This window comes from Rhodococcus jostii RHA1 (assembly GCF_000014565.1).
Lineage (GTDB): Bacteria > Actinomycetota > Actinomycetes > Mycobacteriales > Mycobacteriaceae > Rhodococcus_F > Rhodococcus_F jostii_A.
Genome location: NC_008269.1, coordinates 408,537 through 430,701, shown reverse-complemented (window position 1 = coordinate 430,701; position 22,165 = coordinate 408,537). Strand labels below are relative to the sequence as shown.

The window sequence follows — 22,165 nt, the reverse complement described above, 5'->3', positions numbered from 1 at the left end:
TGCGTCGGCGGCGCCGAAGCGGCGACTGAGCTTGCGCCGGATCCCGGCGGTGTCGGCCCAACACGGCCCGGCACGCGACCATCGGATGCCCGTCGGCGGTGACCAGCCGCGGCGGCGCGAACCGGGCGCTGAGGAACTCGACGAGATCTTCGGGGTCGGTGGCATCGGAGTCGAGCAGCTCGATCAGCTGACCACGCTGCCCGGGATCGACGAAGATGCATACCACCAAAACACTCTGAAAGCCTTGAAGTGGCTGCTCCGTGATGTCGAACGGAAGGACGTCATCGCGCTCCTCGGCTCCCTCAAACGGGAATGGTCGGAGTTCGACCGGCAGGCCCGGGAAACCCTGGCATATGCGGTCCTGCACGGGAGCATCGACGAACAGGAACCGACACCTGCGGTCGCGGACAACGTGTTGGCCTTCGCCTGGATCTACGGCGACGTCGTGCACAACGACGGTGAGCGCCTGGCCGAGACCACGCAGCACGGCGTTGCCGAACGCTACAGGGCCGCAGCTCCGATCGTGTGTCGGCTGATTGTGCAGACGGTGGCCACCCTGCACTTCATCGAGTGGCTTCGCCCGCAGGACCTGATCACATTGCCGCAGGAAATTTTCGAACCGCAGGTTGTGGTGACCGACCCGGTATTCCACGAGAAGGTCGCGGTGTTCGTAGCCCCCGCTGGTAAGGAGATGCCCCACTACCACTGCGCGTGGGTGACGAACTCGGACCGGAATGGCGCCCCCTCGTCGCACCTTCACCCGTGGCGGACGATGACACGGATCTGGAGCCGAAAGCCGATGGCGTATAAAGGATAGCCTGCGCGCTCGGCAAATCAGCTAGGCGTCCGCACCGGACGCGGCGTGCAGGAAAGCATGTCGAGCCGGCACGGTCATGCTGGCAAGCCGGGGTTTCCGGGGATATCGAGATCTGGAAGCTTCGGGGAAGGTGGGGCTGCGCCGTCAGGGCAGTCGTCAGTGGACGCCGACAGTTTGTGATGTCGATGTTTGTAGTGGCCGGCGCGGGCTCACGCGTGTGATGAGTCCGCGGAGGACGTCTTGCGGGAGTTGGCCGAGTATTCCGAGGCGCTGACTGCCGGGCAGCTGTCCGAACGGATCACCGGCCGATTCCGGCCGATTCTTGAGCATTCCTGGGACGGCGAAGGCTGGGTTCGGAGCGGTGAGACGAGACTGTCCGCGGCACGGGCCGCTGAGCTGCGTGCCAGACCGGTGCAGCCCGCCGACAGATGGGCGCTGGCGACCGTGGTCCCTCCGATCCTGAGCACGCGGTGGCGGCTCCGACACCGGTTGCCGATCGCTATTCGGCGCAAAGCTGCACCTGCTTCTGGGCTCGGTCCGTATCGTTCGAAACGGGAGTCGTCGATGAATGTTCGTAGTCTCGTCCTGGAAATCTCGCGCGTGGTCATACTGGCGCGTGATGACGGAACGTCATGTGTTGCGACCCCCGAACGGCTTCGCGAAGTGCATACTGGCCGACGACGGTTGGTTCCATGTGGAGGCCACCACTCCGTAATATCGCAGGGAGTCTGGTCGAAGAGCACACGCCGGGCGACGTCCCCGGCGCCTCATGGTGGGTCCTCCACGGTAACGCCGAGCCCGAGGTCCAGATCGATCTCACTCTCGAATTTGGCAGCTCACCGGCGGTCTCCGGCTCGGCAATGTCTGGGCCATCGAGTGGCCTTCCTCTACAGGTCTGACAGGCCGGAAGGCAGCCAGCCTCATAGGATTCGAATGACCCGTCCAAACTACCTACCGCCCGCGCCATATCCCGACAACCACTGGTAGATGTTGCTTCTTGCCTCTGCATCATCCGGTGGACGATCCGCTATCGGCAAAGCGATGTGGCGCAGCCCGTTGCGGCAGTCGGAGCCGCATCGAACCCGGCAAGTATCTGCGGCTTGCACACCGAATCCGTACGGGTTATTCATGTCCTATGACCGAGAATCCTGGAACTCGTGCGGGTTTGAATGTGGGTGACCGCGTCAAGGTGCATACCGACGCCATCTCGGAGTTCGTCATTGTGAGCATCGACGGCGAGGACGCGGTGATCGAGTCGGCGCGCGACGACGTTCCCGGTCGGTTCCCCTTCCATGGCCGCCTCGACCGGTTGGTTCCGGTCGAGTCCTGACCAGGACAAGAAATGCCATCTGAACTGCGGAGATGACACGTACCCTTGGGTGGGTTGTCGCCCGCTCGTCGCGGCGATCGAAGTCGGTGATCTGCCCGCGCTGCTCGGCGGTCAGGTCGCGGACCCGGCGTCGTCGGCGATGCCGAGCATGACCATGACCCCGGCCGGCCCGATCCCGGATCCGCGCATGTACGTGGTGAGGACGTCGGAGACGAGTAGGTTGGCGGCGATCCGGTCGCGTCGTCGGTACAGCAGCGGCGTCGGCGGTACAGCAGCGACGTCAGCGGTATGTGCCCGGACAGTAGGTCGTCGGTTCTCCTCTGCCGCAGGGCGTTCAGACTATCGATCTTCGGGTCGTCAGGTTCGGCTTTCGGCACTGGGGTTCCTCTCAATTGGCAGGCGGGAACGGCCCGGGGTAGGTGTCGAGGTCTCTTCGAGGATGGAGGTTCCTACGCCGCCCATCTGGAAGACCTCGACGTGCCTGACGCTCCCTTCGACTGCCCTGACCTGACCTCTGCCGCCGGGATGAGCTCGTCCTGGTCGTGGTCGGCCCGCGTCTGGTCGTGGACTTCTTCGGGTATCTGCTCGGATCGGTCAACGACGCACCCGATAGCGCAGGTGAAGCACCTGGTTGCCCTGAATCACCACGTCGGGATCCTCCAACAGGTGCTGTGCGTGGACCGGCCCGAAGTAGCGCTTGCCGGACCCGAACACGACGGGTACGACGTCCATGCGCACCTCGTCGATCAGGCCCGCGGCAAGCACCTGACCACCGACGTCGCCGGCGGCGACCTCGACGATGCGGTCACCCGCGAGCTCCTGCGCCTTGGCCACGGCTGCCTCGACGCCGTCGACGAAGTGGAACGGCGCCTTTAGGTCCCAGCCCTCGGGCTTCGGCCGGTGCGTCACGACGACCACGTGGTCGATCCCGCTCGGAGGCTTTCCGTCCCAGCCGTCGGTTATGTCGAAGACGTGGCGGCCGACGAGTGTTGCCCCGATCTGGTCCCAGTACGGCCGGGTGTAGTCGTAGGACGTCTGCGACACCTTGATCTCGCCGCTCTCGTCCAGCGGGACGTCACCGCTGGTCAACCAGTCGAACAGCGGTCCGGGCTGGTCGTGCTCGTCCGCGATGAAGCCGTCCACCGACACCGAGCTGTACATGACCACCTTGCTCATGGGGCTCTCCTCTGTTGTGGGGTGCCCCAAATTTAGCGTGTCGTGAGCTGTCGCTCTTGAAGGAAATCAATTCGGCTGGCAGGGGCCAGCTGTCCAGCGCGTGGCCGGGATGTTCGCGCAGGAGTTGACGCCGCACTTTGACGTACCGGGTCGGCGTGAGCCCGGGGAACGCCCGGAACTCGTGGCCGAAGTGGGGCCTGGTCGAGGTAGCCTGCGCCACCGGCGAGTTCGGCCCAGTCGATCGGTCCGGCGGGGTTGGTCGCGAACACGGTGGCGGTGAAGCGGCAGTGCGGGCCAGCCGCTCGGCGTGACGCCGATGAGTTCCTTCAACCGCTGTGTCAGATGAGTGGTGCTGACACCGGCTGCCTCGCTCACGCGCTCAGTCGTCCCGGCATCACTCGCGCTTCGATCCCGCGTACCCACAAGCTGGGATACCGCGGTTTGCGCCAATGCCCGCGAACCATCCATCGGTGTGAGTACTGCACGGTGGTCGCCGCATCGTCGACGGAGCGCGAGTTCTGTGCTCGTCGCAGCGTGACGACGATGGTCGACTTCGGTTCTGTGCGGAACCGGCGTGCCGTCTTGCTCTGTTTGCCGGTGGGTCCGATGTCACCGAGCGCCGCGAGTGGTTGCTGCATCAATGTCCACAATGCTCGTGCGTGCCGATTCAGATTGATCGACGACTGATCGAGTGCACCCAGGCGGAGATCGTTGGTCGAACGGAGGATCGCGCCAGTGGGCAGGAACTCCCCGGCGAGAAGAGGACTGAAGGGACCGCTGAACTCCAGGTCCCCGTCGTCCTCGGGCACCCTGTACCACTGCATCAGAGTGCCGTCGTCGACCTGTGCCGGCCGGGTCGCCGATTTCGAGACCGTCCGACGAGCCGGCCGCAGGCCGGGGCGTTGAGGCGGATGGCGCGGCCGAACTCCTCGGGGATCGGAAACACGAGGGGAACTGCGAACACGAGGAAGCCGTGCGGTGACGGCGGGTGCTCGATGACGACGTCGTCGTCAGGTATCGACCCCTGCGCTTTGACGAGAATCGCGCAACATGTCCTCGGACACCCAGCAAGTTTCAGCCTGGTTCAGACTCACGATCTTGTCAGCGGGACTGTCGGAGAGTCCTTGGGCTGCGTATCCGCTGCCCTGTTTGAGCGCGTACTCGTGTAGCTGTTGGGCCTCGGGGAGCCTCAGGTGCCGGATGACATCGAGCTTCGCATCGAGGGCGACAAGTGGATCGTTCAGTGGACGCACGAGCAGCAATAGTGCCAGAGCGGTAACACCTACCCATCCCGTGCCCCGGCACGGGATGGGTAGGTGGCGTTTTTGTGTTCGGGGTTGATTCCCGGGTGTTTTTGTGAGCGGTATACGGCTCGAAGTCGCTTGTTGTGCAGTGTGTTTCGTGTTGTTTGTGTCGGTGGGTTGGGCTATGTTTTCGGTGTCCCAATTGATGTGGGGCGGAGGGGGTTGACGACCTTTCCGCTTCGGTGAGGCCAGGGTGTTGTCCGCGGGTTTGGAGTTGTGATGTCTACGGACGTTGCGGTTGTCGAGAACGTGACGAGCGGGGGCGGGTGTGGCTGCCCCTGCCGGTGGGGTGTTCCCGGCGGATGGGGTGTTCGTCGAGGTGCGTGAGGGTGAGGCGTGGACGGTAGCTATCAGGGCGGTGGTGCTGCCGCGGAAACCTGGGGTCGGTGATCATCCAAGGTGATCGCCGACAGGGGTGGACCTTCCTGAATTGTTTGGCGACCGCCGCGTCGCAGCCGAACACCGCGATGATGCCAGAGCCTTTCCGTGAACAGCGTCGGCGGTATCCCGAATCGGACGAAGACTTCCTCCTCCGGTGCGCCGCCGAATGGTGCCCAGACGTGGGTAACTTCGAGGATGTCTTCCGCGTCCTTGCTCGGCCGCGGCCGCCCGGTTCGATGTGACTCCGCCTCTCCGGTCGCGCCATCGTCGGTACCTGCGGAGATCCGATTCGAAGGAGCCGGCGTCGTCGGGGCAGGCGCCAGAGTCTCGCGGAACATCGGGCTCCACCCGGTAGGGTCCCCTGACTGGCTGTTCGAGCATGTGATCACCATTGTTCAGCCGGATAGTGAAGGGACGTCAACGTGTTGCGGCCCCGTTGCGGGTCCCGGCCGCCTGGTAGGTCACGCCGCGGGTGCGTTCGGACATTTTCTGTCCCTCGTGCGGTGCGCTCTCCGGTCCGGCGAGAATTGACGCTCCGTACCCCTGTCGAGGTGAGCGAGGCCTCCTCGGCGCGCTTGGGCCGAGGGAAGCGCACCGCATCGGGGAGTCGATGTCGGTGTTCGCCGGCGCCGAATTCGGTGAGGATCTTCCGTGTGGGCGACCCGCCGAGTGGGGCCGCACCATTGCACGGTCGGGTATGTCGTCGTCGGCGTGACGTTGCGACACAACCTGTCTCCCCTTCTCGTGGCAGGGCGGGATCTACGCGCTGGTGATCTGGTCCCAGCCGTCGACGGACTCGGGGGTGCGGGGCGCGGGTCCGGTGTAGATGGCGGCGGGGCGGACGAGCTTGCCGAGACGCTTCTGCTCGAGGATGTGGGCGCACCAGCCGGCGGTGCGGCCGCAGGTGAACATCGCGGGCATCATGTGCGCGGGGACCTCGGCGAAGTCGAGGATGACCGCGGCCCAGAATTCGACGTTGGTTTCGATGGCCCGGTCGGGGCGGCGCTCGCGCAGTTCGGCGAGGGCGGCCTGTTCGAGGGCGGCGGCGGCCTCGTAGCGGGGGGCGTTCAGGCGTTTCGCGGTGGCGCGCAGCACCCGGGCGCGGGGGTCTTCGGCGCGGTAGACGCGGTGCCCGAAGCCCATCAGCTTTTCCTTGCGGTCGAGGATGCCCTTGACCAGGGCGCGGGCGTCGCCGGTCTTTTCGGTGTCCTCGATCATCGGTAGGACGCGGGCGGGGGCGCCGCCGTGCAGTGGGCCGGACATCGCGCCGATCGCCCCGGACAGGGACGCGGCGACGTCGGCGCCGGTGGAAGCGATGACGCGGGCGGTGAAGGTGGAGGCGTTCATGCCGTGTTCGGCGGCGGAGACCCAGTAGGCGTCGATGGCGGCGACGTGGGCGGGGTCGGGGTCGCCCTTCCAGCGGACCATGAACCGTTCGGTGACGGTCTTGGCTTCGTCGATCCGTTTCTGCGGGACGGCGGGCTGGTAGATGCCGCGGGCGGATTGGGCGACGTAGGACAGGGCCATCACGGAGGCGCGGGCGAGTTGTTCGCGGGCGGTGTCGTCGTCGATGTCGAGGAGGGGCTGGTATCCCCAGATGGGGGCGAGCATGGCGAGGCCGGCCTGGACGTCGACGCGGACGTCGCCGGTGTGCACGGGCAGGGGGAACGGTTCGGCCGGGGGCAGTCCGGGGCCGAAGCGGCCGTCGACGAGCAGGGCCCACACGTTGCCGAACGTGACGTGCTTGGAGACCAGTTCTTCGATGTCGACGCCGCGGTAGCGCAGGGCGCCGCCGTCCTTGTCGGGTTCGGCGATGTCGCTGGTAAACGCGACCACACCTTCCAGACCAGGGTTGAAATGCTCCGGTGCTTCAGGAGTTCGATTGGTGACAATCGATGGTGCGCTCATCATGGTATTTCTTTCACTCGTGGTGGCTTGGGCGACTGCCTTGCGCCACTGGAAACAGAGCAATAGCTGCGACTCGTGTCGTGATCTCGGCCCGTTGCGGCACCGGGGTCTCGTGAGTCGAAGCAGTCGGCGGTGTGATGACACTGTTGATGCCAGCCTGCAAGGGCTGGAATCCGAATGGAGGACGCTGAGAAGTCATGCTGGACAGACGCTCCGGGTTTGTCAGCGTGGCGACATGCGGATTGCGCCGTCGAGTCGGATGGTTTCACCGTTGAGCATCGGGTTGGAGACGATATGCGCCGCGAGTGCTCCGTATTCGGAGGGGTCTCCGAGACGCGACGGGTGGGGAACTTGCGCTCCGAGTGATCTTTGGGCCTCCAGCGGTAGTGAGGCAAGGAGCGGGGTCTTGAACAATCCCGGGGCGATGGTGACAACGCGGATCATCAACGATGCCAGATCGCGTGCGATGGGCAGGGTCATGCCGGCGACCCCGCCCTTGGAGGCGGAATACGCGGCTTGACCGATCTGACCGTCGAAGGCGGCAACCGATGCGGTGTTGATGATGACGCCGCGTTCACCGTCGATGGGTTTGGTCTGGGCTATGCGTTCGGCAGCGAGACGGAGGACGTTGAACGTGCCGATAAGGTTCACCGACACAACTTTGGCGAAATCGGCGAGCGGAAAGGGCCCGGACTTGCCGACGGTCTTGATCGCGTTGGTGATGCCGGCGCAGTTGATTGCCACGCGTACCGGGCCAAGGGTCTCCGCCACATCAAGGGCGGAGGAGATGGCTTGTTCGTCGGTGACATCTGCGGCTACGAATCTGACTCGGTCACCGAGCCTTTCGGCTATCGAATCACCGCGTGAGGTGGGAAGGTCGACTATGACCACTGCTGCGCCTTCGTTGAGAAGTGACTTCGCCGCGGCCAGGCCGAGGCCCGAGGCGCCGCCGGTGATCACACAGGCACTATCTGGAATAAGCATTGTTGTGGCTTCCTGCTTTCGGGTCGAATTGGTGTGCCATCGGTTCCGAGGAACTGGTGGCGGATGGGCCCGAGCAACGTGAAGGATCGGTCGCATCGGGTTTGGGTCGATGTGCTGGGTCAGGTGATCGTCATGCCGCCGTCGACGGCGATTGTCTGTCCTGTGACGTATCCCGCCGCGGGTGAGGCCAACCACACCACGGTCGCGGCAAGTTCGTCGGGAATGCCGATGCGCCCGAGTAGCATTCGTGGTTGCAGGCTATCCAGATACCCGGGCTTGTATTGTGCGGTCATCTCGGATTCGAAGAATCCTGGGGCGACCGCGTTGACACGGATACCTTTCCGTATGCCCCACTGTTGCGCGAGGTCGCGGGTCAGGCCTATGACCCCCGCTTTGCTGGAGCCGTATGCAGCCTGCGGAAGTGCAGCCGTTGTCAGGCCCAGGATGCTCGTGATGTTGATGATGGCGCTACCGGGCGCCATCACGGATGCGGCTGCTTGCGCGGCCCAGTACGTCCCGTGGAGGTTGATTTCCATCACCGAGGTGAACTGTTCGGGTGTTTCCCGCAGCGCCGGCACTGCGGTTCCGACACCGGCGTTGTTGATCAGCACGTCCACCCGGCCGAAGGTGTCGATCGCGGCGTCGATCATAGCCGTGCAGTCCTGCGGTGAGGTCACGTCGGTGACCACCGTGTGCGCCCGTCGTCCCGTCTCTTCGACCATGGTTGCAGTGGCGGCCAGTTTGTCGGCGCGGCGTGCGGCGAGGACCAGATCAGCGCCTGCCTCCGCGAACGCCCGCGCGAACGCGACACCTAACCCCGAGGATGCCCCGGTGACGACGACTACCTTGTCGTCGAAGCGGAATTGTTCCAAGATCGACATTGACTAATCCTTTAGTGGCGGGTATTCGGGTGGAGGCGCTCGAAGCGTGAAAGCGTTGTCTAAGAGGGGCAGTCGACAGTCCGTCAGGATGGAAGTTCGAAGGTGATGGAGCCGTCCGAGATCGACGATGTGCCGTCGGAGTCCTGGACGTCGAAGGCAACGGAGTCCTCTGATAGATCCGCGGCGCTGACCGTGAGGGTGGCACCGGGAAATACCGGTCCGGTGAACCGGCAGCCGATACCGGTGATCACCGCCCCTGCGGGGAGGGCGCCGGCACGAGAAATGGTTGAGACCGCCCGCGCGAGTGTCTCGGTACCGTGCAGGACGGTGTCAGGAAGTCCCGCAGCGTGGGCCACGCGGATGTCGGTGTGGATGGGATTCCAAATTCTCGCGCACTCGGTGTAGATGACCGCGTTCGTTGCGTCGACCTTGAACTTCGCGAGGGGGGCGAGGTCGGTGCCGGATCGTGGGGTGACTTCATGCGGATAGTCGGGGGTCTTGGAGCCTTCGAGGCGTACGCCCCGGTAGAGCATGTGGAGGATTGTCGTGACGAGCAACTCACCGGTCGACGAGGAGGTCCGGAACCTGGTGGCGATGAGCGTTGCGTCGGTGCGGGCCTCTGCCAGGTATAACTCGGCCTCGGTTCGTACCCGTTGCGCCGGCCGCAGGGGAGCATGCAACCGCATCTGATGGGACACGTGCAGGCCCAGCCTCAGAGTGTTGACGGTCAGTTCTATTCCCGGCGCGCCGTGTTCGACGAGCGGCCATTCGATGCACACGGGAAAGACTGGATGGCCGATGATTCCGCCGCTGTGCTCGAGGTCGAAGAACTCGGGTCGGGTGTCGCCGACCGACGCGGCGTAGGCGCGGAGCCACCGGTCGTCGATCACGTGCTCGACCGCTCGAACGAGGCCGGGGGTGTCCGCGGGGAGCACGCGGATGATGCGATCCTCGGTGATCACAGGGGGACGCCCCTGTCAGCGGACCCAAGGGGGTGAACGAGGCATGCCGCCGGGTAGTGGGGTCGCGTGCCTTGGGTCGGGGTATCGCTGCGATGGCGGGCGAGTGCCTGCTGGATTGTGCGTTTACTCATGGTTCCCCCGGTTGTCAGGTGGCGAGTTGGCGTAGCCCGCGGGCTACAAGGACGCGGACGGCTTCGTCCAGACCCAGCGAGCTGCGCTGGGCCATGTGCCCGTCGGTGAATCGGGCGTCGACTCCCGCGAGGATCACCGCGAGTTTCATCGCGCCCAGCGCGACGTAGAAGCTCAGGTTGTCGAGATTGCGGCCACTGACCGTGGAGTAGTGCTCGGCGATTTCAGCGGCCGACATGAACCCGGGGTGTGCAGTGACGCCGAGAGCGACCGGGATGAGCGCGCGCTCCTGGTCATCGAGATCGTGCCAATAGGTCAATGCCAGTCCAAGATCGGCGAGTGGGTCGCCGAGCGTCGACAGCTCCCAATCCACGATCGCGTTGATGTGTGGGTCACGTGGGCCGAGGTTGAGGATCATGTTGTCGAGGCGGTAATCGCCATGAACGATGGCGACGTCACTCGTCGCAGGTATCTGTTCGCCGAGCTTGGTGAAGAGTGCATCCATGTCTGGCAGCTCCTGCCGACTCGATTGCTGCCACTGCTGTCTCCAGCGCCGCACCTGACGCTCGTTGAATCCGTTGGGGCGCCCGAAGTCGCCGAGACCGACGCCGTCCGGAACCAGGGCGTGGAGGTCCGAAAGCGCGTTCACAAGGGCTGTGGAAAGCCATTGCCGTTGGGGCATCGCCAGTGCTCCGGTGTCCTCGTGGGTTCGAAGCACTGCGCCGGCGACGTCGGACATTACATAAAAGGTTCCGCCGAGGACGGAGTTGTCGGAGCACAGGGCGAGGGGTTCGGGAACCGGCACGCGCGTGGGATGTAGGGCGACGAGCAGTGTCCATTCGCGGTGCATGTCGTGGGCGCTGGGCAGGACGCCGCCCAGGGGTGGTCGTCGCAGGATGACCGATTGGTCCTGGAACCGCAGTCGGTATGTCAGGTTCGACAGGCCTCCGGAGATGGGTTCTGCGTACCAGCCGGCGAGATCGAATCTGTCCCCGACGGCGGATCGGAGCCATCGGTCCACAGGGGCCCTCGGAAGCCCGACGACTTCGTCTAACTGTTCTTTCATGTCCGCCACCCTTCTATCTTAACTGAATGATCGGTACACTAAGGCTCGGCGATTTAACTCGTCAAGATTCAGATGCCAGGCAAATCAATAACTGTACGATCGGTACAGGGAGTCGAACGTGAGGAAACCAACGTGAAAGCAGTACAGATCTCGACGCTGGATGGTCCCGGTGCGGTGGAGTTCGTCGATCTTGACGAGCCTGTCGCGGCGGTCGACGAGATTGTCATCGACGTGAAGGCTGTAGGTGTGAGCTTCGTCGACGCTTTGATGACGCGCGGCAAATACCAGGTTCGGCCGGAACTGCCGTTCGTGCCGGGAGTTGAGGTCGCAGGTCTCGTGCGTTCCGCCCCGGACGGTGCGTCGGTCAAGGCTGGTGACCGCTGCGCCGCGTACATCCCACGCGGGGGATATGCCGAGGTCGTGGTGGCCCAGCCCTCAGTGACATTTCCGCTGCCGGACGAATTGTCGTTCCATCAGGGTGCGGCGTTCGCGATGAACTTCCAAACCGTGCACTTCGCGCTGGTTCGGCGGGGACGTGTGAAGGCGGGGGAGCACGTGCTGGTGCACGGAGCGGCCGGAGGTGTGGGCACCGCGGCCATCCAGGTCGCGAAAGGCCTGGGAGCGACGGTGACCGCTGTTGTCGACTCCGATGCCAACGTCGGGGTTGCTGAGTCTGCGGGGGCCGACGCCGTCGTGGTGGCGGGTGACGGTTGGGCCGAGGCTGTCCGGGCGGCTGCTCCAGGAGGCGTGGACGTGACGGTGGACCCGGTGGGAGGCGACTTCTTCGCCGACTCGATCCGGCTCCTGCGTCGGGAAGGCCGCCATCTGGTAATCGGATTCGCTGCCGGAGGCATCCCCGAGATCGCGGTCAATCGCCTGTTGCTGAAGAATATCGATGTCGTGGGCGTGTACTGGGGCGGCTTCATCGAGCAGGACGAGTCCATCGCGGCGGAATCCGCCGCTGAGCTCACCCGGCTGGCACGGGAGGGGTTCATCAGACCTGTGGTGGGCAACGTGTACCCGTTGGCCGACGCGGCGAAGGCTCTCACCGCGATGGAGGACCGTACCGCTACCGGAAAGGTGGTTCTCGCGGTCGATGTAGTGGACTAATCGACCAGAGTGCTCTGATCTTCTCCGAATGGTGTAGGCCTGCGGCCTGATGTACAAGCGAAGGGACCATCAAATGTCTGATGTCAAGCTGGGTAGTTCGACGCGTCGAACTACTCGCATCGGCGTGGAATCCAGGCAGCGCATCATGGATGCGGCGGCCAAGCTCTTCGCTGAGAACGGCTACCACGGCACCGGTGTCGAGGAGATCTCGAAGGAAACCCAGCTCGGCAAGGGCGCGCTCTATCACCACATCGGGAACAAGGAAGCAGTGTTGTTCGAGATCTGCCACACGCGCATGGCGGACCTGCTGACGCAGTCGGGCCGGGTCCTGGCGATGGACAGCACCTACCAGGAGCGGTTTCGGGAACTGATGCGTGTGGCGTTGCGCAACATCGCCGACAACGTGGTGGAGTGGACGGTGTCGTTCCAAGAGTTCAAGGCCCTGACTGGGCAGCGGCGTGTCGTGATCCAGGAGGCCCGCGAACGATACGAGAGCATGGTGGTCGAGGTCTTGGAGGGTGGTGCCAGAGCCGGTGAGTTCCGGGTCCTGGACCCCCTGGTCACAAAGGGTATTCTCGGTCTCTACAACTACTCGTACTCGTGGATCCGTCCAGACGGTGATCGGACTCCAGAGGAGATCGCGGACCTGTTCAGCGACTCGTTGCTGGAGGGAGTGCTCGAGCGGGACCTCTGAGGCCATGGGGGCCAGCTCCCTGCGGTGACGAAGGAGGAGGCCCCGGGCGGATCGCCCGGGGCCTCCTCCTTCGTTATCGGCTGTCAGCCGCGCTATACGGGCGCATCCGCACTCACCACACGGTTTCGAGCAGCCCGTACACCACCGTCTCGTCCACCGGCCGGGGCGACTCACGCACCACGATGTCGCCCAGCGTGGCCCGCGCCACTCCGTCCATTTTGTCGCGTCCGACCCCGAACTCGGAGACCCGGCGAGGGACTCCGAGTTCGTCGAGGATCCGTTCGAGCCTGTCGGCCGCCGGAAGGTCCTCGCCGTCACCTTGAACCTGTGCGAGCGATTGGGCCATTCGTGCCTGTTCGGCGGACGTCACCGGCTCGAGGAAGCGCATCACGTGGGGAAGCATGATGCACGAGGTCACCCCGTGCGGGATGCCCACGGCGCCGAGCTGGTGACCGATCGCGTGGGACAGGCCCAGTGACACGTTGTGGACTCCGATGATCGACATCCACGCGGCCTCGAGACACTTCAGTGCCGCGTCGTAATCGTGTGGATCCTTCACCGACCGGGGCAGATTCTCGGCCAGCATCGTCAGGGCCCCATTCGCCAACGCCGTGGTGAAGGGGTGCGCGTTCTTGGCGTACGCGGTCTCCACTGCGTGGTCGAGCGCACGGACTCCGGTAGTGGCCCACAGGTCACGGGGGGTGTGAGCGCAGAACTCGGGATCGAGGAAGACGACCTGCGGCGTCGCTTCGAGGTAGACGGTCAGGTCCTTGGTGTCGCGGGTATGGTCGACCGAGCCGGCGAAGCCGTCCCATTCCGCTGCGGAGAGCGTCGTCGGCACGGCAAAGACCGGCATGGGTGTCCCGGTCAGGGGCTTCTGATGGATTGTGTTCGGGTACTCGAATACCAGGTAGTTGCGGGCGAGGTCCTCGACCGACTCCGAACCTTCGCAGAGGCCGATCGCTGCCAGCTTCGCGGCGTCGACCGGTGACCCGCCACCCACGGCGACGAATGCTTCTGCCTGTGCGGACTTTGCCGCTGTGATCAGTTCGACGATGAGTTCCACGGGATTGTGCGCTTTGACCTGGTCAAATATCCCGACCACGCGGTCGCCGAGGTCTGACGCCAGTGCAGCGAAAGCCTCACTTGATCCTACAGAGTGGCCTGTCACCAGAAACACACGCTTGAGGTCGCGGCGATCGAGTTCGGCACCGATTTCGCGCACCGCGCCAACCCCTTGCACGACCGTCTCCACCCGCGGCATTTCGAATTTCACAATCTCCGGCATAACCAAACACTCCAAGTCTCTGTGCGTGAACGCAGGATCGCGTGACACAAAATGTACCGTTCATTCAAGGGAGAGTCTACGAGTTTCACGGAAATGATGTGACCCTTGACACGAGATTTGGTTCATGCGACCGTACTGATCAGTCCACTCATATGGGTGGTCTTGGGCGGGGCTAGCGGCCAACTGGAGGAAATGACGTGTTCAAGAGAGCGGCTCTCGTGGGAGCCATCGCCATAGTGTTCGGAACGGTGGGATGCGGTTCCGATGGTGGCGGGACGAGCTCGGGCCCGGGCGACAGTGAGTCGGCGAGGGCCTTCCTCACGCACGCTGAACAGGTGGCGAAAGCCGCGTCGGGCGAGATTCCTCTGACTGTGCCGACAAGTGGACCTCCCGCAGTCAAAGACAAGACGATCGTCACTATCCCGTGTTCTGCTGCCGCGCAGGGCTGCAAATTCGCGGTCGACCAGTTCGCAGAAGCCGCCCACGCCATCGGCTGGAAGACGATCATGATCGACCCGGCCGGCGACCCCGCCAAGATGGCCGATGCTGTCAACCGCGCAGTCAGCATGAAGGCAGACGGAATCTTCACAGTCGCGATCGACTCCTCCACGATTCAGGCTCCACTCAAGGCGGCAGGCGACGCCGGTCTCGAGACCATCTGTTTCTCGTGCATTGACGAGCCGGAACTGTTGGTCGACGAACTTCCCGCAGCCACCCAGCACGAGCGGGACGGTTACGCGCTCGCTGCCCAGGCCTTCATCGACGGTGACGCGAACCTGAAGGCAATCCTGCTGCAAGACAGTGAGTTCGGAAACACCATTCGCCGCCAGCAGGGTGTTGTGAAATTCATCGACGAGTGCAAGGCTGCGGGTGCGAGCTGTGAACTGGTCGGACAGCAGAACTTCCTCGTCCAAGACATCAGTACCTCACTGCCCAAACAGACCGTCGCCCTGCTCCGGAAGAACCCGGGATGGAACGCGCTGTTCGCGCCGTACGACGCGCCCCTGACGTTCGTACTTCCTGAATTGCGATCGGCAGGACTGGTACAAGATGGCCAACGCGCATACGGCTTCGATCCCATCGACCTCAATGTCAAGTGGATCCGCGACGGGGACGTCGAGGCCGGCACCGTGGCCTCGCCGTACAAGTGGATCGCCTACGCGGGCGTCGATCAATTCAACCGGGTGTTTGCCGGCGAACAACCCGTCGACCAGGGCGTCAAGGACAAGCTCGTGATCAAGAGCAATGCACCCGGCGAGGGCGAGACCTATCTCGGCGACAGCGACCCCGCCGCCGCGTTCACCCAACTCTGGGGCGTCTCGTGACCTCGGACCCGGCCGGAGGCGGAGTGCACGCTGTCGAGATCCGCTCATTCTCGAAGACCTTCCCGGGACAGCGGGCCCTCACTGACTTCGATCTCGTGCTCGAGCCCGGCGAGATTCACGCACTTGTCGGTGAGAATGGATGCGGAAAGTCGACCTTCATCAAGTGCCTGTCCGGCTACCAAGCCCCGGACGGGGGCGCCGAATTGAACGTCCGCGGTAAAGGACTTGCGATCCCGTACACCGCTGCCCAGGCCGTGGAACGAGGACTGGTCTTCGTACACCAAGACTTCGGGATTGTGCCGACCCTCAGCGTCATGGAGAACATGGCCCTCGGTGCCGGGTTCGCCACCAGGGGAGGGCGGATCCAGTGGCGCACGCAAGCGAACAAGGCAACGGAGGCGCTGGCGATACTCGGACGAGAGGACATCCCACCCCACGCGCTGGCCTCGACACTGTCAGCGAGTGAGCACGCGACTATCGCAATCGCACGGGCACTGGCGAGCGCGAAGGACGGCGCAAGTCTCATTGTGCTGGACGAGCCCACGGCCGCTCTGCCACGGTCGGAGGTGGACGCCCTGTTCCAGGTGGTCCGGCGTCTCGCAGAGCAGGGAACGGCGGTCCTTTTCGTGTCCCACCGCCTGCAGGAAGTCTTCGATGTCGCCCATCGCGTAACGGTGCTCCGCGACTCCAAGAAGATCGGCACGTTCGACATTGCCGACCTCGACGAACGCACACTGGTACAAAAGATCGTCGGTCGTGACCTGGTCACGCTGTACCCCGAATCCGCACCGAAGGCCCGGGAGAGCGTGGTCCTCGAGGTCGAGGGACTGACCGCAACCCGGGTGTCGGACGTCTCATTCACCGCGCACCGAGGCGAGATCCTCGGAATCGCCGGCCTTCAAGGATCGGGTCGCAGTGAAATCATCCGCTTGCTCTTCGGCGCGCAGCAACGCCGAAGCGGACGCATTCGACTCCACGGCCAGGACGTGGACTTCCGCCATCCCGCGAGCGCCATCCAGGCTGGAATCGCTCACGTCCCCGAGGACAGAATCCACCACGGTGTGTTCGGGCGCATGACGGTCGCGGAGAACCTTTCACTGCTCACGGTCGGCCGCTACTGGAAGTACGGGCGGATACAAGTGGGGCCCGAGACGAAGCGCGTTCGAGAACTCATCGGGGCATACGACATCCGCCCGGGCAACGCCGCACAGATGATGGGTCGACTCTCCGGCGGCAACCAACAAAAGGGTGTGCTGGCCAAGTGGATCGAAATCAGCCCCACCATTCTCCTGCTCGATGAGCCCGCACAAGGCGTCGACGTCGGGTCCAAGAGCGACATTTACCACCTGATCGAACAGTGGGTCGCCGAACACGGCTCCACCGTGATCATGGTCAGTTCGGATTTCGAGGACCTGAACGCACTCTGTCATCGAGTGCTGGTCCTGCGGGACGGGCAGTTGGTGGCAGAACTCGAAAACGAATCGAAGACGGTCGATCGAATGGTCGAACTCGCATACTTGAAGGACGCGGGATGAACACACCACCGACGGAAACCACGACGTCACCGGTCTCGGCCGACTCCACGGTCGAACCGCGTCCGCCCGCGCGCACAGCGCCGACCCGGACGAGTGTTCGCGCCGCCCAATGGGCCCTACCCGTGATCTTGCTGGCGTTCATCGCACTGTTCTCCGTGCTGCAACCGGAAACCTTCGCGACCCAGGGAAACTTCACAACCCTCCTCGGATCCGAGGCGGTACTCATTCTGGTCGCGCTCGGGGCGATGCTTCCGCTCATCGTGGGCCAGTACGACCTCTCGGTCGGTGCCAACATGGGCATGGCGTCAATTGCAGTTGCGATGGCGACGAGTGAACTGGGTTTCTCGACCGGCGCAGGTATTGCGGTCGCGATCGTTCTGTCGACCCTGCTCGGGTTCGTCAACGGGTTCTTGGTGGCCAAGATCGGCATCAGCTCCTTCGTGGCGACCCTCGCGGTCAGCTCCCTACTGTCAGGAATCGTCATCTGGAGCACCGACGGAACGGTCATCGTCGACAACATCCCGAGTGCACTTACCGACATCGGGCGCAGCTCCATCCTCTACATCCCGATCCCGTTCCTCCTGGTAATCGTGATCGCGCTCGTGATGGGGTACGTCCTTCGGATGACCCCGACGGGGCGGTATCTGTACGCGGTCGGCGGCTCGAGTGAGGCGTCACGGCTATCCGGCTTGAGCGTGGATCGCTTGACCATCACCACGTTCGCCGCATCAGGATTTTTGTGCGGTATCGGCGGTGTCCTGCTGGTTTCCAAGTTGGGATCGGCCAACCCCACCACTGGGCCCGAGTTCCTGCTACCGGCCTTCGCGGCCTGCTTCCTCGGCGCCACATCGATCCGACCGGGCACCTTCAACGTCACCGGCACTATCCTCGCGGTCTTGGTGCTGGCCGTGGGCTCGACCGGATTGCAGCTGATCGGTGTGCCGTTCTACATCGAACCGATCTTCGCCGGCGTCGTACTGCTGATTGCAGCTCTCGTTACTCGCTATCTTCGAAAGGAACAGTCGTGACCACGGATCCACGAATCCCCCCTCGCGACAGACTCGTCCTGCGGTACCTGCTCGAACGTCGCACAATCGAAGATCCGGACAAGGTGTTCGTCATCTTCGACGGGGGCCCGACCTGGACCAGGGCGGAGTTGCTGCAGAACGTACGACAGACAGCGGCCTCACTGGAGTCCATCGGAGTCCGTCAGGGTGACAACGTCGTGTGTTGGTTACCCAACGGCCCCGATGTCCTGCGCTTCTGGTTCGCAATCAACTATCTCGGTGCGGTGTTCGTGCCGATCAACACCGCCTATCGAGGCGGCGTCCTCTCGCATGTGCTCACCAACTCCGATGCTGAAATCGTCATCGGCGACGCGGAACTGCTGCCGCGGCTGAACGAGATCGACGAACGCGGCAAAGTTCGACTCGCAGTCCAGGTCGGCGGCGATCGAACCACCATCGACGGAATCACGATCGTGACCGCCGACGAGCTTGCGGACGTCGACGGCGCGCCGCCGGAACCGATCACACCGATCGAACCCTGGCACACCCAGGCGATCCTGTACACATCCGGCACCACCGGCCCGTCCAAGGGCGTCCTGTCCTCATACATGCAGGCGTACGCCATGTTCGGACCGGAAACGATGCCCATCATGACGGCCGACGACCGTTTCCTGATCAACATGCCGGCCTTCCACGTCGGTGGGGCGACGCTGCTCTACGCGATGCTGATCAACGGCGGGTCGGTCGCGGTCGTCGACAGGTTCAGCGGCGAACGCTTCTGGAGCCAAATCCGCGACACGCACAGCACCATGGTGTTTCTGCTCGGCGTCATGGCCAACTTCGTCGATCGCCGGCCACCCCGAGACGACGACGCCGACAATCCGCTGACCAAGGTGTTCATCGTCCCCCTCCTCGACGACATCGCGGCGTTCGCCACACGATTCGGTGTCGACGTCTACACGATCTACAACATGACCGAGCTCTCGGCGCCGATCATTTCCGGCCCCAACCCCACCCAACACGGAACCTGCGGCAAGGCACGCCCCGGCGTCGAGATCAGGCTGGTCGACGACGCCGACCGGGAGGTGCCCATCGGTGAAGTCGGCGAAATCATCATCCGGACCGACGCCCCCTGGGCGATGAACCACGGGTACTTCCAGATGCCGGAGGCAACAGCCAAGGCCTGGCGCAACGGGTGGTTCCACACTGGCGACACCGCGCGACGGGATGCCGAAGGAAACTACTACTTCGCCGACCGGCTCAAGGACGCGATCCGACGACGCGGGGAAAACATCTCCTCGATGGAAGTCGAAGCCGAAATCATGGCACATCCGCACGTTCGCGAGGCGGCCGTGATCGCGGTCGCCAGCGAAATCTCCGAGGACGAAGTGATGGCAGTCGTAGCGCCAGTCCCCGGCACCACACTCGACCCCGTCGCCCTGATCCGATTCCTCGAACCGAGAATGGCGTACTACATGATCCCCCGATACATCCGGCTGGTGGACGAGCTACCGAAAACTCCCACCGCCAAAATACAAAAGACCTCCCTTCGCGAGTGGGGCATCACCCCCGACACATGGGACCGGGAAGCCGCGGGCATCAAGATCGCGAGATGAGTCGGGAGACCGAATCCCACACCCTGCGGAGCCGCAGAGGTCGACGGCACAGTCAACGCCTCGACGAACACCCCTGAACTACTCGCACCACCGGGCAGGAGCTCACATGTCGCTTTTCGAATTCTCGGACCGTACAAAGAAGTATCAATCCAACCTACTCGAATTCATGGACTCGCACATCTACCCCGCCGAGACCATCTACGACCTGCAGATGCGCGAATCGGGAGACCCCCATTTCCAACCACCGATCCTCGAGGAACTCAAGGCCGAGGCGCGTGCTCGCGGGTTGTGGAACCTCTTCCACCCGCATTCCGGCTCAGGTCCCGGGTTGAGCAATCTGGAATACGCGCCGCTCGCAGAGATCATGGGTCGCAGCCATCTTGCATCGGAGGCGTGTAACTGCAACGCACCCGACACGGGCAATATCGAGGTGCTCGAGCTATTCGGAACCGATGAGCACAGGGAAAAGTACCTGAAGCCGCTCCTGGACGGGACCATGGCGTCGGCGTTCGCGATGACCGAGCCGGCAGTGGCGAGTTCCGATGCCACCAACATCGAACTGACCATGGAACGCGACGACGACGAGTATGTGCTGAACGGCCGTAAATGGTTCGCTTCCAACGCGTTGCACAAGAACTGCAAAGTGATGATCGTGATGGGGAAGACCGACCCCACCGCGGCCAGGCACCGGCAGCAGTCGATGATGGTCGTCCCGATCGACGCGCCCGGGGTCACCATCCTCCGCGGACTCCCCGTCTTCGGCTATCAGGATCGGGAAGGACATGCCGAGATCGACTTCAAGGATGTGCGAGTTCCCTCGAAAGACGTCCTCAAGGGTGAGGGCGAGGGCTTCGCGATCAGTCAGGCACGGCTCGGACCTGGACGCATCCACCACTGCATGCGGTCGATCGGTATGGCCGAGCGTGCACTCGAGTTGATGTGCACCCGTGGCCAATCCCGAACCACCTTCGGGCAACCACTGAGCGAACGTAGCAACGTTCAGGACTGGATCGCGGAGGCACGCATCGACATCGAGATGATCCGGTTGCTCACGCTCAAGGCCGCGCACCTCATGGACACCGTCGGAAACAAGGCAGCTCGCACCGAGATCGCGGCAATCAAGGTAGCCGCACCTCAGATCGCCCTGAAGATCGTCGACCGTGCCATCCAGGTGCACGGCGGAGGAGGCGTTACCGACGACTTCCCGTTGGCCATGGCCTACGCGCACCTACGCATCCTGCGCCTCGCGGACGGTCCGGACGAGGTGCACAAGCGCGCAATAGCCAACTTCGAATTGCGTAAGCATCACAGTCCACCCGCCGCTACTACGGCGACCGATGTCCGGCCGACGACGAACCGCAAGGTAGAGGTTGGCTGAACGGTGGCCCGGAGTCGGCCGGGCTTCCCCGAGGCAGGCACACCGGGAGCGGGTGTCCGACGCCCGCATCGCACTCCCACGTTATTGATCGTTATCGACTCGAGGAGCACAAGGATGAAAGCTGTCATCTACACACGGACAGGCGGCCCCGAGGTTCTGCAGCTGGTAGAGAAGGCGATGCCGCAGATACCGGCCGGCCATGTCCGCGTCCGCCTCGTCGTGTCAGGGGTCAACCCGACAGATTGGCGCAGCCGATCCGGCCAGTCGTCAGGCATGAAATTCGACGAGCAGGTACCGAACCAGGACGGAGCCGGAGTCATTGACGCACTCGCCGACGACGTCAACGGATTCTTTGTTGGGCAACGAGTGTGGCTGTGGGATGTGGCCTATGGCCGGGCATCAGGCACGGCACAGGAGTACGTGGTCATTCCCGCCCGCCACGCAGTAGCACTTCCGGAGACCGCCAGCTTCGACGTTGGTGCGTCGCTCGGTATCCCCGCGTTGACCGCGTACCGCACGCTCACTTCCGCGGAGAGTGGCCCCAGCCGACTCCATCCGGGCGCACTCACAGCCAGCAGTGTGCTGGTGCACGGCGGAGCGGGAGCCGTCGGGCACGCCGCAATTCAACTGGCCGTGTGGGCAGGCGCAACCGTCATCACGACCGTGAGCAATGCGGAAAAAGCGCAGCTTGCCCGCAACGCAGGCGCTCACCACATCATCAACTACCGCACAGAGGACGTCGCCTCACGCATCGCCGCGCTGGCACCCAACGGCGTGCAACGAATAGTCGAAGTCGATCTGGCAGCCAATCTCGAGGTTGATGTCAGCGTGATCGCACCGAACGGGACCATCAGCGTCTACACATTCGTCAACGGCGAAACACTGCGGACACCCTCACTTGGGCTTCTCGTCAAGAACGTGCACATCAGCTTCACCTACACCTATACGACGAGACCCGACCAGAAGGAACTCGCCGTGGCCAGCGTGAACGCTGCCGTCGCTGACGGCGCAATGAAGGTCGGTACCGAACACGGCTTACCGCTCGAACGCTATGACCTCGACCGGACGGCGGAAGCTCATGTCGCAGTCGAACGAGGCACCATCGGCAAAGTACTCATCGACATAGCCTCGCACTAGTTCCGCCTCAGAGGATCGAGATCCCCGACAGATCTCCTAACCACCCAAGAGTTCACTGATCTCAAACCTCCATCAGCCCTGGAATTGCCATGAATACAGCTGGACCCTCACAGAAACAACCCTCATCCCCCACTGGG

General features: G+C 63.6%; 18 protein-coding genes and 1 pseudogene. 10 read left to right on the top strand and 9 right to left on the bottom strand.

Going from position 1 to position 22,165, the window contains the following annotated elements; all coding sequences use genetic code 11:
* Positions 1 to 49 precede the first annotated feature (49 nt).
* Together RHA1_RS37745 and RHA1_RS50890 are read left to right on the top strand one after the other, a co-directional pair.
* Positions 50 to 817 (top strand): hypothetical protein, encoded by a 768-nt coding sequence (locus tag RHA1_RS37745; protein ID WP_237727054.1) that lies wholly within the window; start codon positions 50 to 52, stop codon positions 815 to 817.
* Between the two features lie 1,135 nt (positions 818 to 1,952).
* Positions 1,953 to 2,147 (top strand): hypothetical protein, encoded by a 195-nt coding sequence (locus tag RHA1_RS50890; RefSeq protein ID WP_039950611.1) that lies wholly within the window; start codon positions 1,953 to 1,955, stop codon positions 2,145 to 2,147.
* Between the two features lie 594 nt (positions 2,148 to 2,741).
* Here RHA1_RS50890 and RHA1_RS37735 read toward each other — a convergent pair.
* The 8 genes and pseudogenes from RHA1_RS37735 to RHA1_RS37705 form a co-directional block, all read right to left on the bottom strand.
* Entirely contained in the window at positions 2,742 to 3,323 is a 582-nt protein-coding gene (locus tag RHA1_RS37735; RefSeq protein WP_007296147.1) for a dihydrofolate reductase family protein, read from the bottom strand.
* A gap of 70 nt (positions 3,324 to 3,393) precedes the next feature.
* A pseudogene (locus RHA1_RS52510) lies at positions 3,394 to 3,779 on the bottom strand (helix-turn-helix domain-containing protein); the annotation flags it as partial.
* The gene (locus RHA1_RS37730) at positions 3,695 to 4,147 is read right to left on the bottom strand and encodes a hypothetical protein (RefSeq protein WP_007296148.1); all 453 of its coding nucleotides are present in this window, start codon (positions 4,145 to 4,147) and stop codon (positions 3,695 to 3,697) included. The gene RHA1_RS37730 and the pseudogene RHA1_RS52510, both read right to left, overlap by 85 nt.
* 1,620 nt (positions 4,148 to 5,767) lie before the next feature.
* Positions 5,768 to 6,916 (bottom strand): citrate synthase 2, encoded by a 1,149-nt coding sequence (locus tag RHA1_RS37725; RefSeq protein ID WP_011599262.1) that lies wholly within the window; start codon positions 6,914 to 6,916, stop codon positions 5,768 to 5,770.
* Between the two features lie 222 nt (positions 6,917 to 7,138).
* Positions 7,139 to 7,900 (bottom strand): 3-hydroxyacyl-CoA dehydrogenase, encoded by a 762-nt coding sequence (locus RHA1_RS37720; protein WP_007296151.1) that lies wholly within the window; start codon positions 7,898 to 7,900, stop codon positions 7,139 to 7,141.
* 119 nt (positions 7,901 to 8,019) lie between these two features.
* Entirely contained in the window at positions 8,020 to 8,781 is a 762-nt protein-coding gene (locus RHA1_RS37715; protein ID WP_007296152.1) for an SDR family NAD(P)-dependent oxidoreductase, read from the bottom strand.
* 83 nt (positions 8,782 to 8,864) lie between these two features.
* On the bottom strand, positions 8,865 to 9,743 hold the full coding sequence (locus RHA1_RS37710) for a MaoC/PaaZ C-terminal domain-containing protein (RefSeq protein WP_007296153.1): 879 nt from the start codon (positions 9,741 to 9,743) through the stop codon (positions 8,865 to 8,867).
* A 145-nt stretch (positions 9,744 to 9,888) separates the two neighbouring features.
* Complete coding sequence (locus tag RHA1_RS37705) at positions 9,889 to 10,938, bottom strand: phosphotransferase family protein (protein WP_011599261.1); 1,050 nt, start codon at positions 10,936 to 10,938, stop codon at positions 9,889 to 9,891.
* Positions 10,939 to 11,070: 132 nt separating this feature from the next.
* Here RHA1_RS37705 and RHA1_RS37700 point away from each other — a divergent pair, with 132 nt between their 5' ends.
* Together RHA1_RS37700 and RHA1_RS37695 are read left to right on the top strand one after the other, a co-directional pair.
* Complete coding sequence (locus RHA1_RS37700; RefSeq protein ID WP_007296155.1) at positions 11,071 to 12,048, top strand: NADPH:quinone oxidoreductase family protein; 978 nt, start codon at positions 11,071 to 11,073, stop codon at positions 12,046 to 12,048.
* Between the two features lie 73 nt (positions 12,049 to 12,121).
* Positions 12,122 to 12,742 carry a TetR/AcrR family transcriptional regulator gene (locus RHA1_RS37695; protein ID WP_011599260.1) on the top strand — a complete coding sequence of 207 codons (621 nt, stop codon included), beginning with the start codon at positions 12,122 to 12,124 and terminating at the stop codon, positions 12,740 to 12,742.
* A gap of 112 nt (positions 12,743 to 12,854) precedes the next feature.
* Here RHA1_RS37695 and RHA1_RS37690 read toward each other — a convergent pair whose 3' ends face one another.
* A complete protein-coding gene (locus RHA1_RS37690; protein ID WP_272942788.1) occupies positions 12,855 to 14,006 on the bottom strand; it encodes an iron-containing alcohol dehydrogenase in 1,152 nt (383 codons plus the stop codon).
* A gap of 359 nt (positions 14,007 to 14,365) precedes the next feature.
* On the opposite strand from RHA1_RS37690, the gene RHA1_RS37685 reads away from it, so the two are divergent.
* The 6 genes from RHA1_RS37685 to RHA1_RS37660 all read left to right on the top strand — a co-directional run bounded on the left by RHA1_RS37685 (position 14,366) and on the right by RHA1_RS37660 (position 22,028).
* Entirely contained in the window at positions 14,366 to 15,355 is a 990-nt protein-coding gene (locus tag RHA1_RS37685) for a substrate-binding domain-containing protein (protein ID WP_237720363.1), read from the top strand.
* Positions 15,356 to 15,378: 23 nt separating this feature from the next.
* Positions 15,379 to 16,890, top strand: a complete 1,512-nt coding sequence (locus RHA1_RS37680; RefSeq protein ID WP_011599259.1) for a sugar ABC transporter ATP-binding protein — start codon at positions 15,379 to 15,381, stop codon at positions 16,888 to 16,890.
* Positions 16,887 to 17,918 carry an ABC transporter permease gene (locus tag RHA1_RS37675; RefSeq protein WP_007296160.1) on the top strand — a complete coding sequence of 344 codons (1,032 nt, stop codon included), beginning with the start codon at positions 16,887 to 16,889 and terminating at the stop codon, positions 17,916 to 17,918. Before RHA1_RS37680 ends, RHA1_RS37675 begins: the two co-directional genes overlap by 4 nt.
* Positions 17,915 to 19,513 carry an AMP-binding protein gene (locus RHA1_RS37670; RefSeq protein WP_007296161.1) on the top strand — a complete coding sequence of 533 codons (1,599 nt, stop codon included), beginning with the start codon at positions 17,915 to 17,917 and terminating at the stop codon, positions 19,511 to 19,513. Before RHA1_RS37675 ends, RHA1_RS37670 begins: the two co-directional genes overlap by 4 nt.
* Positions 19,514 to 19,619: 106 nt before the next feature.
* Positions 19,620 to 20,891: an acyl-CoA dehydrogenase family protein gene (locus RHA1_RS37665; RefSeq protein ID WP_007296162.1), complete on the top strand. Its 1,272-nt coding sequence runs from the start codon at positions 19,620 to 19,622 to the stop codon at positions 20,889 to 20,891.
* 114 nt (positions 20,892 to 21,005) lie between these two features.
* A complete protein-coding gene (locus RHA1_RS37660; protein ID WP_007296163.1) occupies positions 21,006 to 22,028 on the top strand; it encodes an NADPH:quinone reductase in 1,023 nt (340 codons plus the stop codon).
* Positions 22,029 to 22,165 lie beyond the last annotated feature (137 nt).

Coding starts and splice junctions, on each gene's coding strand:
- RHA1_RS37665 (WP_007296162.1), top strand. CDS start 19,620: ATGTCGCTTTTCGAATTCTCGGACCGTACAAAGAAGTATCAATCCAAC.
- RHA1_RS37735 (WP_007296147.1), bottom strand. CDS start 3,323: ATGAGCAAGGTGGTCATGTACAGCTCGGTGTCGGTGGACGGCTTCATC.
- RHA1_RS37660 (WP_007296163.1), top strand. CDS start 21,006: ATGAAAGCTGTCATCTACACACGGACAGGCGGCCCCGAGGTTCTGCAG.
- RHA1_RS37725 (WP_011599262.1), bottom strand. CDS start 6,916: ATGAGCGCACCATCGATTGTCACCAATCGAACTCCTGAAGCACCGGAG.
- RHA1_RS37695 (WP_011599260.1), top strand. CDS start 12,122: ATGTCTGATGTCAAGCTGGGTAGTTCGACGCGTCGAACTACTCGCATC.
- RHA1_RS37715 (WP_007296152.1), bottom strand. CDS start 8,781: ATGTCGATCTTGGAACAATTCCGCTTCGACGACAAGGTAGTCGTCGTC.
- RHA1_RS37690 (WP_272942788.1), bottom strand. CDS start 14,006: ATGCCGCGGGTGGAGACGGTCGTGCAAGGGGTTGGCGCGGTGCGCGAA.
- RHA1_RS37675 (WP_007296160.1), top strand. CDS start 16,887: ATGAACACACCACCGACGGAAACCACGACGTCACCGGTCTCGGCCGAC.
- RHA1_RS37720 (WP_007296151.1), bottom strand. CDS start 7,900: ATGCTTATTCCAGATAGTGCCTGTGTGATCACCGGCGGCGCCTCGGGC.
- RHA1_RS37705 (WP_011599261.1), bottom strand. CDS start 10,938: ATGAAAGAACAGTTAGACGAAGTCGTCGGGCTTCCGAGGGCCCCTGTG.
- RHA1_RS50890 (WP_039950611.1), top strand. CDS start 1,953: ATGACCGAGAATCCTGGAACTCGTGCGGGTTTGAATGTGGGTGACCGC.
- RHA1_RS37730 (WP_007296148.1), bottom strand. CDS start 4,147: ATGCAGTGGTACAGGGTGCCCGAGGACGACGGGGACCTGGAGTTCAGC.